At 60.9% G+C, this 14,969-nt stretch carries 12 protein-coding genes; 5 read left to right on the top strand and 7 right to left on the bottom strand.

Features of this window, described 5'->3' with window-relative positions:
- The first annotated feature begins 190 nt into the window (after nucleotides 1-190).
- The 3 genes from ACZ0A4_RS12055 to ACZ0A4_RS12045 all read left to right on the top strand — a co-directional run bounded on the left by ACZ0A4_RS12055 (nucleotide 191) and on the right by ACZ0A4_RS12045 (nucleotide 4,172).
- Entirely contained in the window at nucleotides 191-1,675 is a 1,485-nt protein-coding gene (locus ACZ0A4_RS12055; protein WP_463574872.1) for an NCS1 family nucleobase:cation symporter-1, read from the top strand.
- A gap of 144 nt (nucleotides 1,676-1,819) precedes the next feature.
- Entirely contained in the window at nucleotides 1,820-3,103 is a 1,284-nt protein-coding gene (locus ACZ0A4_RS12050; RefSeq protein ID WP_463574871.1) for an allantoate amidohydrolase, read from the top strand.
- A gap of 127 nt (nucleotides 3,104-3,230) precedes the next feature.
- The gene (locus ACZ0A4_RS12045; RefSeq protein WP_463574870.1) at nucleotides 3,231-4,172 is read left to right on the top strand and encodes a DHH family phosphoesterase; all 942 of its coding nucleotides are present in this window, start codon (nucleotides 3,231-3,233) and stop codon (nucleotides 4,170-4,172) included.
- On the opposite strand, the gene ACZ0A4_RS12040 is transcribed toward ACZ0A4_RS12045, so the two are convergent.
- The gene (locus tag ACZ0A4_RS12040) at nucleotides 4,142-5,008 is read right to left on the bottom strand and encodes a CAP domain-containing protein (protein ID WP_463574869.1); all 867 of its coding nucleotides are present in this window, start codon (nucleotides 5,006-5,008) and stop codon (nucleotides 4,142-4,144) included. The two genes, ACZ0A4_RS12045 and ACZ0A4_RS12040, sit on opposite strands and share 31 nt — an antisense overlap.
- Before the next feature lie 88 nt (nucleotides 5,009-5,096).
- Nucleotides 5,097-5,867, bottom strand: coding sequence for an alpha/beta hydrolase (locus tag ACZ0A4_RS12035; RefSeq protein WP_463574868.1), 771 nt, complete (start codon nucleotides 5,865-5,867; stop codon nucleotides 5,097-5,099).
- Nucleotides 5,868-5,980: 113 nt separating this feature from the next.
- On the opposite strand from ACZ0A4_RS12035, the gene ACZ0A4_RS12030 reads away from it, so the two are divergent.
- Complete coding sequence (locus tag ACZ0A4_RS12030) at nucleotides 5,981-6,925, top strand: aldo/keto reductase (protein WP_463574867.1); 945 nt, start codon at nucleotides 5,981-5,983, stop codon at nucleotides 6,923-6,925.
- 357 nt (nucleotides 6,926-7,282) lie between these two features.
- On the opposite strand, the gene ACZ0A4_RS12025 is transcribed toward ACZ0A4_RS12030, so the two are convergent.
- Complete coding sequence (locus ACZ0A4_RS12025; protein ID WP_463574866.1) at nucleotides 7,283-8,176, bottom strand: LysR family transcriptional regulator; 894 nt, start codon at nucleotides 8,174-8,176, stop codon at nucleotides 7,283-7,285.
- 97 nt (nucleotides 8,177-8,273) lie between these two features.
- On the opposite strand from ACZ0A4_RS12025, the gene ACZ0A4_RS12020 reads away from it, so the two are divergent.
- Entirely contained in the window at nucleotides 8,274-8,750 is a 477-nt protein-coding gene (locus ACZ0A4_RS12020) for a (R)-mandelonitrile lyase (RefSeq protein WP_463574865.1), read from the top strand.
- A gap of 280 nt (nucleotides 8,751-9,030) precedes the next feature.
- Here ACZ0A4_RS12020 and paoC read toward each other — a convergent pair whose 3' ends face one another.
- The 4 genes from paoC to ACZ0A4_RS12000 all read right to left on the bottom strand — a co-directional run bounded on the left by paoC (nucleotide 9,031) and on the right by ACZ0A4_RS12000 (nucleotide 14,833).
- Entirely contained in the window at nucleotides 9,031-11,229 is a 2,199-nt protein-coding gene (paoC, locus tag ACZ0A4_RS12015; protein WP_463574864.1) for an aldehyde oxidoreductase molybdenum-binding subunit PaoC, read from the bottom strand.
- Complete coding sequence (locus ACZ0A4_RS12010) at nucleotides 11,226-12,182, bottom strand: FAD binding domain-containing protein (protein WP_463574863.1); 957 nt, start codon at nucleotides 12,180-12,182, stop codon at nucleotides 11,226-11,228. Before ACZ0A4_RS12010 ends, paoC begins: the two co-directional genes overlap by 4 nt.
- Nucleotides 12,179-12,871 (bottom strand): aldehyde dehydrogenase iron-sulfur subunit PaoA, encoded by a 693-nt coding sequence (gene paoA / locus ACZ0A4_RS12005; protein ID WP_463574862.1) that lies wholly within the window; start codon nucleotides 12,869-12,871, stop codon nucleotides 12,179-12,181. The genes ACZ0A4_RS12010 and paoA overlap by 4 nt, the downstream gene beginning before the upstream one ends.
- A gap of 207 nt (nucleotides 12,872-13,078) precedes the next feature.
- Nucleotides 13,079-14,833, bottom strand: a complete 1,755-nt coding sequence (locus ACZ0A4_RS12000) for an L-lactate permease (protein WP_463574861.1) — start codon at nucleotides 14,831-14,833, stop codon at nucleotides 13,079-13,081.
- Nucleotides 14,834-14,969: the final 136 nt, after the last annotated feature.

Here is a 14,969-nt window from a genome sequence, read left to right as displayed (position 1 = left end):
GAAAGTTGCAAAGCGTTTGAAACACCGCCCGATGCGTAAGCGGGGCACCCGGCACGTTTATTGATGCCGCCGCTGACACCATGGCCGGTGTACGAAAGTTGTCAGTTCCTCCGGCCATCGTCCGGCTCGCACCCTCGTGCGCAAGCCGCCTGATGAGCAAAAAAATAATCAGAAGAACAGTGGAGCGGCCATGCAACAGATCAGATCGCAAGTGACCGAGCGCGACGGCTTGTTCGAGCTTGAAGCCGGCAGCGACGTCCTCGACAGTCCCCGTTACAACCACGATATGGCACCGACCAAGGTGCGTGAACGAACCTGGAACAAGTGGCACATCACAGCGCTGTGGGTCGGCATGTCGATCTGTGTGCCGACCTACACCCTCGGTGGCGTGCTGACGGCGTACTTCGGTTTGAGCGTTGGCGAAGCGCTGCTGGCGATTCTGTTCGCCAACATCATTGTGCTGATTCCGCTGACGCTTAACGCTTTCCCCGGCACCAAGTACGGCATCCCGTTTCCGGTGTTGCTGCGCTCCTCGTTCGGCATTCTCGGCTCCAACGTGCCGTGCCTGATTCGCGCACTGGTGGCGTGTGGCTGGTTCGGCATTCAGACGATGTTTGGCGGGCTGGCGATTCACCTGTTTCTCGGTTCGGTATTCGACGGCTGGAAATCCCTCGGTGGCACGGGCGAGGTGATCGGTTTCATGGTGTTCTGGGCGCTGAACCTGTGGGTGGTGATTCGCGGCGCCGAGTCGATCAAGTGGCTGGAAACATTATCCGCGCCGTTGCTGGTGGCGGTCGGCATCGGTCTGCTGGTGTGGGCGATGCCCAATGTGTCGATGAGCGAATTGATGGCGATCCCGGCCAAACGCCCGGAAGGCGCGAGCGTGTACGGTTACTTCGCCGCCGGCCTGACCGCGATGGTCGGTTTCTGGGCGACGTTATCGCTGAACATTCCTGACTTCAGCCGTTACGCCAAGAGTCAGAAAGATCAGATTCTCGGGCAGATCATCGGCCTGCCGCTGACCATGTTCCTGTTCGCCGCGCTGGGTGTGGTGATGACCGCCGCCTCGGTGAAACTGGTCGGGGTGACTGTCTCTGATCCGGTCACGCTGATTGGTCACATTCAAAGTCCGGTGTGGGTCGCGGTGGCGATGGCACTGATCATCATCGCCACGTTATCGACCAACACTGCCGCGAACATTGTCTCGCCAACCAACGACTTTCAGAACATCGCGCCCAAAGTGATCAACCGCACCAAAGCGGTGTTGCTGACCGGGTTGGTCGGGCTGTTGCTGATGGGTCATGAACTGCTGAAAAAACTCGGCTGGATCGTTTCCGAGGTCAGTCTGGAAAGTGTCTATTCCAATTGGCTGCTGGGTTATTCGAGCCTGCTCGGACCGATCGCCGGGATCATGGTGGTGGACTATTTCCTGATCAAGAAACAGCAACTGGACCTTGCCGGGCTGTACCGCGACGACGTCTATCCGGCGTGGAACTGGGCCGGGTTTCTCGCATTCGGTGTGCCGGTAGTGCTGACCTTGCTGTCGTTGGGCAGCGATGCGTTCAGCTGGTTCTACAGCTATGGCTGGTTCACCGGCTCGGCGCTGGGCGGGATTATTTATTTCGGGTTGTGCGTGATGCGTGCTAGTCCGTCAGTAGTGAAATCTGCGGTGTGAATGCAGGCCTCTTCGCGAGCAAGCTCGCTCCCACATGTTTACGCATTCCAAATGTGGGAGCGAGCTTGCTCGCGAAGTCAGCCTGACTTACGGCAGAGATGTATCTGAAGAAATCCATAAGAAAAGCAGCCTGAGGAGATCCCCATGAACGCAGCCGTAGACGTTCTGCAATCGAGCCATCAGCACATCAACCGCGATCGCCTGTGGGCGTCGCTCATGGAACTGGCCAAGCTCGGCGCGACGGCCAAGGGCGGTGTCTGTCGCCTGGCCCTCACCGATCTCGACCGCCAGGCCCGTGACCTCTTCGTGCAGTGGTGTCAGGACGCCGGATGCAGCGTCACCGTCGATGCCGTCGGCAACATCTTCGCCCGTCGCCCCGGGCGCAATCCGAATCTGCCACCGGTGATGACCGGCAGCCACATTGACACCCAACCCACCGGCGGCAAGTTCGACGGCTGTTTCGGCGTGCTCGCTGGCGTCGAAGTCATGCGCACCCTCAACGACCTCAAAGTGGAAACCGAAGCGCCGCTGGAAGTGGTGGTCTGGACCAACGAAGAAGGCTCGCGCTTCGCTCCGTGCATGATGGGCTCCGGGGTGTTCGCGGAGAAATTCACCCTCGAAGAAACCCTCGCCAAAGTCGATGCCGACGGCGTCACCGTCGGTGAAGCGCTCAACGCCATCGGTTACGCCGGCGCGCGCAAGGTCAGCGGGCATAAGGTTGGCGCTTATTTCGAGGCGCACATCGAACAAGGTCCGATCCTCGAAGACGAACAGAAAACCATCGGCGTGGTGCTCGGTGCGCTGGGGCAGAAGTGGTTTGATCTCAAGCTGCGCGGCGTCGAAGCTCACGCCGGCCCGACGCCGATGCACCTGCGTAAAGACGCGTTGGTCGGCGCCTCGGTGATCGTTGGCGCGGTCAACCGCGCCGCCCTCGGCCATCAACCCCATGCCTGCGGCACGGTCGGTTGCCTGCAAGCCTATCCCGGCTCGCGCAACGTCATCCCCGGCGAAGTGCGCATGACCCTCGATTTCCGTCATTTGGAACCGGCGCGTCTGGACTCGATGATTGCCGAGGTGAAGCAAGTCATCGAAGCCACCTGTGAGGAACACGGTCTGACTTACGAACTGACGCCGACAGCGGACTTCCCGCCGCTGTACTTCGAAAAAGGCTGCGTGAAAGCGGTGCGCGGTGCGGCGAAAGGGCTTGGCCTGTCGAATATGGACATCGTCAGCGGCGCCGGGCATGACGCGATTTTCCTCGCCGAACTCGGCCCGGCCGGAATGATCTTCGTGCCGTGCGAAGGCGGCATCAGCCACAACGAAATCGAGAACGCCGCGCCGGATGATCTGGCGGCGGGGTGCGCGGTGTTGTTGCGGGCGATGCTGGCGGCTTCGGCGATGGTCGCGGGAGGACAGGGCTCGGCTTGAAGATCAAAAGATCGCAGCCTTCGGCAGCTCCCACAGGGAAACCATAGATCCTGTGTAGGAGCTACCGGAGGCTGCGATCTTTTCGCTGTCACCACAACGTCATGAAAATGTGCGATTTTGCCGGCCCATGAAAATCATCACCTCCGGCGCGTCCTATCTGGACATTGACGCCTACGCCTGCTGCATCGCCTACGCAGAGTTGCTCAACCAGCAAGGCGTTCCCGCCCGCGCCGTCAGTAGCGCGCAACCCAACGCCAGCGTGTCGCAAAGCGTGCTCGGCTGGGCGGCTGCTTTTGACGATTACCCGCCGACGCTGGACGATGAGTTTGTCCTGGTCGATGTCTCGGACTTTCACCATTTCGATCCGTTGGTGGTGCTTGAGCGAGTGGTAGAGGTCATCGATCATCATCCAGGGTTCGAGCATTACTGGGCGCAGAAGCTTGGGGCTGCCGCCGATATCCGTCCGATCGGCGCGGCGGCAACACAGGTTTTTCAGCGCTGGCAGACGGCCGGTGTGCTGCCGCAGATCAGCATGCAAAGTGCCGCATTACTGGCCACCGCGATTCTCGACAACACGCTGAATTTCACCGGGCAGATGACCACGCCAGCGGACATCGAGGCCTACGCCGACCTCGCTTCACGGGCAAAACTGCCGACAGACTGGCCTCGGCAATATTTTCTGGAATGCCAGGCCAGCATCGAATCGGACCTCGCCGCTGCATTGGCGGCCGACTCGAAACAGATGAAAGCCGAAAGTAACCTGCCATGTTTTTTTGCGCAGATGACTCTTTGGGATGCCGACGCTTTGCTGCAAAAACACCGGTCGATGATCGAACGCTGGATGGCAGAGCAGGGCGATGACTGGCTGTTGAATGTGATCAGTATCCACGACCGAAAAAGCTGTTTACTGGCGCCAGCCGAGGTCAGCCAGCAAAAGCTTAATCATTTATTGCCACTCGAATGGCAGGGCGGATTGGCCGTTCGGGAACCTTCAATACTGCGCAAAGAATTGTTGAAACTGGGGCTTGGCGCGACCAGTCACTGCGCACCAAACACCATCGTCCAGTAAACCCCTTCATCACTGCGCGCCTCACTGGCAAACCCGGCGCCGACCTGGGTAAACATCGGGTTCATCAGGTTGGCGCAGTGCCCGGGGCTGGCCAGCCATCCGGCCATGGCCTTGCCCGGTGAACGCTGTCCGGCGGCGATGTTTTCACCGATTTGTCGACCGCGATAGCCGGCCGCGCGGGCGCGATCGGCAGGCAGGTCGCCGTCCGGATCGCGGTGGGCGAAGTAGTTGCCGTAGGCCATGGCTTTGCTGTGCCTCTGTGCGGCGGCGCCCAACGCCGCGTTCCAGTTCAACGGTCGGGCGGCGGCGAAGCGTTGGCGTCCACACATCCGTGGCCGGGCGCGCGCGGCGTTGACCTCTGCCAGCAGCGCCTTGCCGACGCTGCGATTATCGCCGACGCGACTGTCGAGCACTGGTTGCGCCAACACCACTTGCCATTCATTGCGTGAGCGACTGACACCGATGTCTGCGTAGCTCGCATCCAGCAGCGCGGCGCAGTGCTCGTCTTGCAGCAGGTCGAAAGCCTCTTCGGCGTCCTCGGCGCCGATCACGCGAATACTGCGCACCGCCACGGCGGAGTAGCCGGACGACTTCAACGCTTCACGCATGCCGCCGGCGTAGCGATAACCGATCGGCAAGGCCAGGTTCGACTTCAGCGCCAACGGTGCCAGCCGTTGCGCCGGGCGCCGATCACAGCGCTGCGGATGGGCGCGATAGTCGTTGATGGCGGCCACCAGTTGCCGTTCCGCACCGGCGTGGGCGGTTTCAGCGAACAACGGTGAAAGGATCAGCAGGCACAGCGAAACGAAGCGAGACGAGCGAACGGCGTGGCGCATGAGACGGGTAGCTCTGAAGAGGGACAGCGCAAAAGTTGATTGAACCGCAGAACGCGGCGCGGGTGGGACTGGGGAATCGGGACTTGGTTCACCGATTCAATACATCCCCTATCCATTGCAGATACTGCGCACGCTCGGAAATCGAGTTATGCCCCGAATCCGGCACCACCCTGAGCACCGCCACGCCTTGCGGGAAGTTTCCCAGCAAGCGCTGGGTGCTGGCGCGCGGAATCACCTCGTCGTCACTGGCCGCGAGCAGCAACGTCGGCACGCGGACATGCGCGGCGTATTTGCCGGATTCAAAGCGATCCTTGAGCAACCACTTCACCGGCACCCACGGATATTGCCGTGCCGCGATTTCTTCGAGGCTGTTGTAAGGCGTCACCAGAATCAAATGTTGCACCGGTCGCTGACTGGCCAGACGCACGGCGACGCCCGATCCCAGGCTGCGCCCAATTAGCGAAACCTGCGGGTGGCTGGCGTACACCTGATCAAACAGTGCCAAGGCATCTTCGGCAATCGCCGCTTCGGACGGGGAACCGCCGCTGCCACCGAAGCCGCGGTAGTTGAGCAGATACACCGCGTAATCGGGAAACGCCTCGGCAAACTCCGGCAGGTTGCGCGAAACATCCTCGGCGTTGCCACCGAAATAGATCAACGCCCGAGGCCCGACACGCTCGCGGGTGATCACCGAAACCTGCGCGTCAGTCATCGCCAGGGTCAGTTGTGAATCGGCGCTGGTGACGGCATTGGGCTGCGGAAAATAGACCAGCGAACGCTGAAAAAAGAACAGCGCCGCGCACAGCACCAGGTACACGGCAACGATCAATGCGACGAGTGACATCAGGGTGCGGGACATTCGGCTACTTTTAACGGGGTGTGGAGGGTTCGCTGTCGCAGTGTAGTCCAGCCCGGCAACCGGACCGCTCGTCCACACAACATGCAACAGATCCACGCAGCAGGGGAGCCAGCATGAGCCACACTGAGGGTTACTCCCGTCGCCGATTGCTCACGCTGGCTGCCGGGGTTTCGGCGGTCTTCACCTTTGATCGGGCGTTGGCCGCAACCACCACGCCCGCGACTTCCGGAGGCCACGCCATGCAGACCCGCGCCATCCCGTCCAGCTCCGAGTCGCTGCCCATCGTGGGTCTGGGTACCTATCGCGGTTTCGATATCGCCCCGGGTGATCCGGCCTTTCGACAATTGCCGGCGGTGCTGGATGAGCTGTTTACCAAGGGCGGCACGCTGATCGACAGTTCACCGATGTATGGCCGCGCCGAACAGACCACCGGCGAACTGCTGTCGATCCACGAGCCACGTTCGCCAGCATTCCTGGCAACCAAGGTGTGGACGCGCGGACGCGAGGAGGGCATCGCGCAGATGGAGCAGTCGTTCAGCCTGCTGCGCACCGAACGCATCGACCTGATGCAGATCCACAACCTGCTCGACTGGCAAACCCACCTGCCAACCCTGCGCGAGTGGAAAGCGCAGGGGCGCATCCGTTACATCGGCATCACCCATTACACGCCCTCGGCTTACGACGAAGTCGAGGCGGTGCTGAAGGCCGAACAACTGGACTTTCTGCAAATCAATTACGCCCTCGATGACCGTGGTGTGGAAAAACGTATTTTGCCTTTGTGTCGCGAACGCGGCGTCGCGGTGATCTGTAATCGACCGTTCGGTGGTGGCGGTCTGCTCGCGCGGCTCAAAGGCAAACCGCTGCCGGGCTGGGTGTCGGATGTGCAGGTCAACAGTTGGCCGCAACTGGCGCTGAAGTTTCTGCTGTCGCATCCAGCGGTGACTTGCGTAATTCCCGGTACGGGTAATCCGCGCTATATGGTCGAAAACACCAAGGCAGGGTTTGGGCCGATGCTTACCGATGCGCAGCGGCATCAGTTGATTGCGCTGGCGGGTTGATCGATCTCGCCAGCGACCGCACCTTAGTGTGTGGTTCCTTTGCCGTTAATTCCCAAATAGTCTGAAGGACTGTCACATTTGACAGTTGGAAGGCTTTTGTTGGCGAGCAATCATGGAGACTTCTGCTTCACCGAAGAAGAGCAATCATGGACGTGCAGAGCCGCAAATGGGCTTGCTTCACTGGGGTTTGCCTCGCCTTGATATTGTTTGCTGCCTACGCTCTCGATAAGAATTATGTGTGTATGGGAATGCAGCGCGGACAGATTGCGACGGTAGCGGCGAACTCTGTGGAGGCGGCAGTCAAAATAGCCAAATCGTCCTGGGGGGCTGCGGGTTGTTATAAAAAATGACAAGTCCTCAGCCGCGATAGCGCAACGCCTCCAGCAACAACGCAAACGCCGGCGCCGCCTGACGCCGGCTCGGGTAATACAGGTGATACCCGGCAAACGTCGGGCACCAATCCTCAAGCACCTGCAGCAAACTGCCGTTGGCCAGATACGGCGCGACGATGTTTTCCGGGATGTAGCTCAGACCGAAACCGTCCAGCGCCGCATCGAGCAACGGGTAGACGCCGTTCAAAGTGATCTGCCCGGATACCCGTACTTTCAGGCTTTCGCCAGCCTTCTCGAATTCCCAACTGTACAGCCCGCCGTTGGTGGGCAGGCGCAGGTTGTTGCAGGCGTGGTCGGTCAGGTCGCGTGGCGTTTGTGGCGGGGTGCGTCTGGCGAAATAGGCGGGTGATCCCACCACCGCCATGCGCATGTCCGGGCCGATACGGGTGGCGATCATGCCTTGCGCGACGTCTTCGCCCAGGCGCACGCCAGCGTCGAAACCTTGCCCGGCGATGTCGACGAAACCGTAGTCGCAGCTCACCTCAACGCTGATGTCCGGGTACTTCGGCAGAAAGTCCTTGAGCACCGGGCGCAGCAGCCAGTCCAGCGAGTGATCGGTGGCGTTGAGGCGGATCTTGCCGGCCGGTGTGTCGCGCAGGTTGCTCAGCGCCGCGAGTTCCAGTTCGATTTCTTCGAAGCGTGGGCCGATGGTTTGCAGCAGATGTTCACCGGCTTCGGTGGGCGAGACGCTGCGGGTAGTTCGGGTCAGCAGACGCAGGCCCAGACGGGCTTCGAGGGCGCGGATGGTATGGCTCAGCGCCGATTGCGAAACACCCAGTTTGGCAGCAGCTTTGGTGAAACTGCGCTCGCGGGCGACGGCGAGGAAGGCAAGCAGGTCGGTGGCGTTTTCCCGCAGCATTGATGAGTGTCCTGCATAAGTTTTTTTGAATTCTAGACGATTATCGGAAGAGTTCGGCTCGGTAAAGTGGTGGCATTGATTATCTGGAGGAATTGCCATGAACCCGATTGCCGCTTCTGCGTTGACCCTTTCCCTGTTGGCGGGTGAGGTGCAGGCCAGTGAATCCCCACGTGTGACGGTCACGCCCAATGGTTCGCATCCTTCGGCCAAAGGTCCGGCGGACTGGTTTACCGGCACAGTACGTGTCGATGCGCCGTTCAAAGGCACCGAAGCGGCGCGGGTCAGTGGTGCGACGGTGACGTTTGAGCCGGGCGCGCGTACCGCGTGGCATACGCATCCGTTGGGACAGACATTGATCGTCACGGCCGGTTCCGGGTTTGTGCAGGAGTGGGGGCAGCCGGTGCGGGAGATTCGTCCAGGGGATACGGTGTGGATTGCGCCAGGGGCCAAGCATTGGCATGGGGCGGCGTCGACCACGGCGATGACTCATATCGCTATTGCTGAAGTGCTGGATGGCAAGGTGGTTGAGTGGATGGAGCAGGTGAGTTCTGAGCAGTACCCGCGAGCGGACTGAAAGCTGTTGGTAGCGCACTAGCACCCCAGGCTGGTGCGCTCCTGATTTCCCTCACCCCAGCCCTCTCCCGGAGGGAGAGGGGGCCGACTGAGGTGTCTTGTGTCATACATCGACCTGAGAGACCGAGTCGATTACGGATTCACAGCACTTCGACCTGAAATGGCTGTGTCGATTATGGATTCACAGCAGGACTTTCAGGGCGGTGAAACTCTCCAATATCCCCGGTTCAGTCCCCTCTCCCTTTGGGAGAGGGTTAGGGTGAGGGGCTCTTTTCAGGTGTTCAGATCATCTCCGGCAATGAAGAGAGGATTTTATCGAGGGTAATCGGATACTCCCGCACCCGCGCGCCCGTGGCGTTGTAAATCGCATTCGCCACCGCCGCACTAACCCCGCAAATCCCCAGTTCACCGACACCTTTGGCCTTCATCGGCGAGGAAACCGGATCGGTCTCATCAAGGAAAATCACCTCTTGATGCGGTATGTCGGCATGCACCGGCACTTCATACCCGGCCAGGTCATGGTTGACGAAAAACCCCAGTTTCTTGTCCACCGCCAACTCTTCCATCAACGCCGCACCGACGCCCATGGTCATCGCACCGATAACCTGGCTGCGCGCCGATGTCGGATTGAGAATCCGTCCCGCCGCACACACCGCTAACATGCGCCGCACGCGTACCTCACCGGTGGCAGCGTCGACAGCGACTTCGACGAAATGCGCACCGAATGTCGACTGCTGATACTTCTCGGCCAGGTCGCCAAATTCGATGCTGTCCTCGCCGACCAGCGCGCCGCCTTCAGCCGCATTGCGCAACGGCAGACTCTTGTCGCCAACCCGCACCTGACCATCGACGAATTCGGCCTGGTCCGCCGCCAGCCCCAGTTTGCTTGCCACCGCTTCGCGCAGCTTTACGCATGCGGCGTAGACACCGGAGGTCGAGCAGTTACCGCCGAACTGGCCGCCGGAACCGGCCGACACTGGGAAGTTCGAATCACCCAGCCGCACCACCACCGCGTCGAGGCTTACGCCCATCATCTCGGCGGCAGTCTGCGCGATGATCGTATAGCTGCCGGTGCCGATATCGGTCATGTCGGTTTCCACAACAATCTTGCCGTCACGCTCCAAATGAACGCGGGCGCCGGACTTGACCAGCAGGTTGTTGCGGAACGCCGCCGCCACGCCCATGCCGATCAGCCAGCGGCCTTCTCGACGGCTGCCCGGTTGAGCCTTGCGCTGATCCCAGCCGAATTTCTCGGCCCCCGTCTGCAGGCACTTGATCAGTTGGCGCTGGGAAAACGGCCGCTCGGTCTTTACCGGATCGACCTGAGTGTCGTTGAGAATGCGGAACTGCACCGGGTCCATCTGCAGTTGCTCGGCCATCTCGTCCATGGCGATTTCCAGCACCATCAACCCCGGTGCTTCACCCGGTGCACGCATGGCGTTGCCTTCGGGCAAGTCGAGCGGCGCGAGGCGCATGCTCACGCGACGGTTTTCGGCGGCGTAAAGCAACTGGCTAGGTTGGGCAGCGAGTTCGACCTTGCCGTCGGCGAGGTTTCCCGACCAGCCCTCGTGGGCGATGGCGGTGAGCTTGCCGTCGGCCGTGGCGCCCATGCGGATGCGCTGAATCGTCGCCGGACGGTGCGTGGTGTTGTTGGCCATTTGCGGACGGGCGAGGGCGACTTTCACCGGTCGGCCAGCCATGCGTGCTCCGAGGGCGGCAAGAATCGCGTCGGCGCGGATGAACAGCTTGCCGCCGAAACCGCCGCCGATATAAGGCGAGACCAAACGAACTTTTTCCTTTGGAAGACCGAGGGTTTTCGCAACGTCGCCGACACTCCAGGCGACCATCTGGTTGGAGGTCCACAAAGTCAGCTGATCGCCTTTCCACGCCGCCAATGTCGCGTGCGGTTCCATCATCGCGTGGGACTGGTCCGGGGTGGTGTAAGTCTGATCGAACTGCACTGGCGCGGCGGCGAAGGCTTTGTCGAAGTCACCATGATTGACGTCGGGCAACTCGTCTTTCGGCTCGACGCCCAAGTCTTTCACGCTGGCCAGATCGAATTTGCCTTCGGTGGTTTCATAATCGACCTTGACCCGTTGCGCGGCGGCACGGGCCTGTTCGAAGGTCTCTGCGACCACCAGCGCGACGGCTTGCTGATAATGCTGCACGTCGGGACCGGCGAGCAGGTGGGCGGCGTTGTATTGACCCTTGTCGAGCTTGCCGGCATTAGCGGCGGTGACAATCGCCAGCACGCCCGGCGCGGCTTTCGCCTCGTCCAGATGAATCGCCTTGATCCGCCCTTTGGCGATGGCCGCATCGACCATGACACCGTAAGCCTGATTGGCCACCGCTTCATGTTGTTCATAGGCGTACGGCGCCTGCCCGCTGGTTTTCAGCGGGCCTTCGATGCGCTCGGTGGGTTGGCCGATGACTTTCAACTGGTCGATCGGGTTGGTGGTGGCGGGCGTGTCGAATTTCATGCTTCATCCCTCGCTTGCGCCAACACCGAGCCGAGCGTGCGCTCGACCAGGGTCAGTTTGAATTGGTTGTCGTGGGTCGGCGTGGCGCCGTCGAGCAGACGTGCGCTGACGGCTTTGGCGCCTTGATGCAGCAATGCCTCGGCGGCTTCAACGCGCCATGGTTTCGGCGCGATACCGCCGACGGCGATGCGGCCGCTGCCGTCCTTTTGCAGGATCAGGCCGACCGATACCAGCGCGAACGCATAGGACGAGCGATCTCGCACCTTGTGATAAACGTGGGTGCCGCCGAGCGGCGCGGGCAGTGTCACCGAGGTGATGAATTCGCCGGGGGTGAGGCTGGTTTCGATGTTCGGCGTGGTGCCGGGCAACTGATGGAAATCGGCAATGGCGATGCTGCGGGTCGTGCCGTCGGGTTTCACCGTTTCAATCTGGGCATCGAGGGCGCGCATGGCGATGGCCATGTCACTCGGGTGGGTGGCGATGCAGGCGTCGCTGACGCCGATGATGCCCAGTTGCCGACTGACTCCGCCAATCGCTGCGCAACCGCTGCCGGGTTGGCGTTTGTTGCAGGCCTGATGGGTGTCGTAGAAGTACGGGCAGCGTGTACGTTGCAGCAGGTTGCCGGCGGTGGTCGCCATGTTGCGCAATTGTCCGGAAGCCCCGGCGAGCAAGGCGCGGGAGAGCAGGGCGTAGTCTTTTCTGACACGCGCGTCGGCGGCCAGATCGGTGTTGCGCACCAGCGCGCCGATGCGCAAGCCGCCTTCGGGCGTGGCTTCGATCTGATCCAGGCCGAGATGGTTGACGTCGATCAAATGCAGCGGGGTTTCGATGTCGAGTTTCATCAGGTCAAGAAGGTTGGTGCCGCCAGCGATAAACCGCGCACCTTCGACTTGCGCAGCTTGTGCGGCGGCTGCGGCGGGGGAGTCGGCGCGGCTGTAATTGAACGGTCTCATGCCGGCACCTCCGCGACTTCAGTGATGGCTTCGATGATGTTCGAGTAGGCACCGCAGCGGCAGATATTGCCGCTCATGCGTTCCTGAAACTCGGCGGCGATCAGTTGCGGTGGCTCGGTCAAACTGGCGCTGGCGTGGCTGGGAATGCCGTCGCGGATTTCTTTGATCATCGCCACTGCCGAACAGATTTGTCCGGGCGTGCAATAGCCGCACTGGTAGCCGTCGTGCTTGATGAACGCGGCCTGCATCGGGTGTAGATTGTCAGGCATGCCGAGGCCTTCGATGGTCGTAATCTCGCTGCCTTCATGCATCACCGCCAGGGTCAGGCACGAGTTGATGCGTCGACCATCAGCGATCACCGTGCAGGCGCCACACTGGCCGTGGTCGCAACCTTTTTTACTGCCGGTCAGGTGCAGGTGCTCGCGCAGGGCATCGAGCAGGGTGGTGCGGGTGTCGACGTCCAAATCACGCGGCTTGCCGTTGACGTTGATGGTCACTCTACTCATGGCCGGTTTCTCCAGATTGGCGGCGTAGGCCTTGAGGCTGATAAATGGCGGCATTGCGAACGCCGTCGCAGTGACGGCGCCGAGGATCAGAAATCTGCGTCGGGAAATCGTCATGGTTCGATTCCTTTTCTCTTCATCAGGGCAGCAGGGTCGTGGATGGCCCAAGCGGGCAGCCAGCGTCATCGCCGGTCTCGTTAAGGAGTGACTGCCGGAGAGAGGAAAAGGTTTTTGCGGATTTTCGCTATAGAGTTATGCGTACAGTTCATCAATCGCTGACCCGTGTGGGAGCGAGCCTGCTCGCGAAGAGGCCGGCACAGTCAACCTCTTCACTGACTGAACGGACGCCTTCGCGAGCAGGCTCGCTCCCACAGGGGAATGGGGTGTACCTGGCTAATGCGAGCCAACCACCATATGCGTAAACGGCGCCACATACGCCTGCAACGTCACTAACCCGCCGACCAGAATCGCCAGCACGATCGAGTGGAAGAACACATAGCGCAGAATTTCGCCCTCATGCCCGTACCAGCGTGTCGCCGTGGAGGCGACCACAATCGATTGCGCATCGACCATTTTGCCCATCACCCCACCGGAACTGTTCGCCGCCGCCATCAATACCGGGCTGATCCCGAGCTGTTCCGAGGTCACCCGCTGCAAGCCGCCAAACAACACGTTTGACGCTGTATCCGAACCGGTCAACGCGACTCCCAGCCAACCGAGCAACGTGCCGAACATCGGATAGAAAATCCCCGTCGCCGCAAACGCCAGACCCATGGTCGCGTCGAGTCCCGAGTAGCGTGTGAGAAACCCCAGCGCCAGCATCGCCGCAATGGTGATCAGCGAAAACCGCACCACCCACAACGTGCGCAGGTACTGCTTGATCAGTTGCGGAATCGAATAGCCCATCAGCAAACCGCCAACAATCGCGGCCAGCAAAATCCCGCTGCCGGTGGCGGTGAACCAGGTGAACTTGTACACCGCCTCTTCCGCTTTCGGTGCGGCAACCACGGGCGGGACTTTCTCGATTTGCAGGTGCAGGGTGGTGAACGTCACTGCCGGGGCGAAGATCGGGTTGGCCTCGTTCATCGGTTTGCCCGTGGGGTCGAGTTTGGCCGAGTGTGTGACCGGATCGATTGCCGGGCGCACATCAAAAATGTTCTTGAACCCCTGCGTGCCCCAAGCGAATACGAACACGGTGAGGATGATCCACGGCATCCACGCGCGCATCACTGCCGGGCGCGCCTGATCGCTGAACGCGGCGCTGGCGGTGACTTTTTCTTCTTCGACCTTGGAGTTGTCGACTCGCCCTGAAAGCGCAGCAGAAGTATGAATGGTCGCCGGTTTCCACACCTTCAAAAACAACGTCAGACAGGCCATGGAAATCAGCGCGGCGATGACGTCCACCAGCATCGGCCCGTGGTAGTTCGACACCAGAAACTGCGGCACGGCGAAACTGACCCCGGCCACCAGAATCGCCGGCCAGATCTCCAGCATCTTGCGCCACCCGGCAAACGCCCAGATCAGCCAGAACGGCACCAGCACCGAGAAAAACGGCAACTGCCGACCAACCATCATCGACAGTTCCATTTCATCCAGCCCGGTGACTTTGGCCAGGGTAATGATCGGTGTGCCTAGCGCACCGAAGGCCACTGGCGCGGTGTTGGCGATCAGCGCCAGACCCGACGCGGCCAACGGCGAAAAACCGAGACCAATCAGAATCGCCCCGGTCACCGCCACCGGCGTGCCAAACCCCGCCGCACCTTCGAAAAACGCACCGAAGCAGAACGCAATCAGCAGCAACTGCAAACGGCGGTCATCAGTGATGCGCGCAAGGGAATCCTGCAGCACTTTGAACGAGCCGTTCTCGGTGGTCAGGCGATGCAGAAAAATGATGTTGAGGACGATCCAGCCGATCGGCAACAAGCCATTGGCCGCACCAAACAACGCGGCGGAACCAGCCATATTCGCCGGCATGCCAAAGGCAAAGATCGAGATCAGTAGCGCCGATGCCAGCGCCAGCAACGCCGCGAGATGCGCCTTGACGTGAAAGAACGCCAGCGCCGCGAGCATCACCACCACCGGTACGGCGGCCATGAGCGTGGAGATCACCGGGTTGCCGAACGGGTCGTAGATTTGCTGCCAGACCATGGTCCACCTCTGCTTGTTGTTATTGAGGGCGCAGATCCATTGCGTGGGGCTTGGTTGCAAGGAGTATAGGTGGCATTTCGCCGCTGTTTGGGCAGCGCGAACAGGGCGACAAACGGTCGATAGTGGCCAGTGAATC

Source organism: Pseudomonas sp. AC172, from assembly GCF_979258595.1.
Note: the sequence above shows the minus strand (reverse complement) of the source record. Positions and strands in the feature narration are given on the sequence as shown.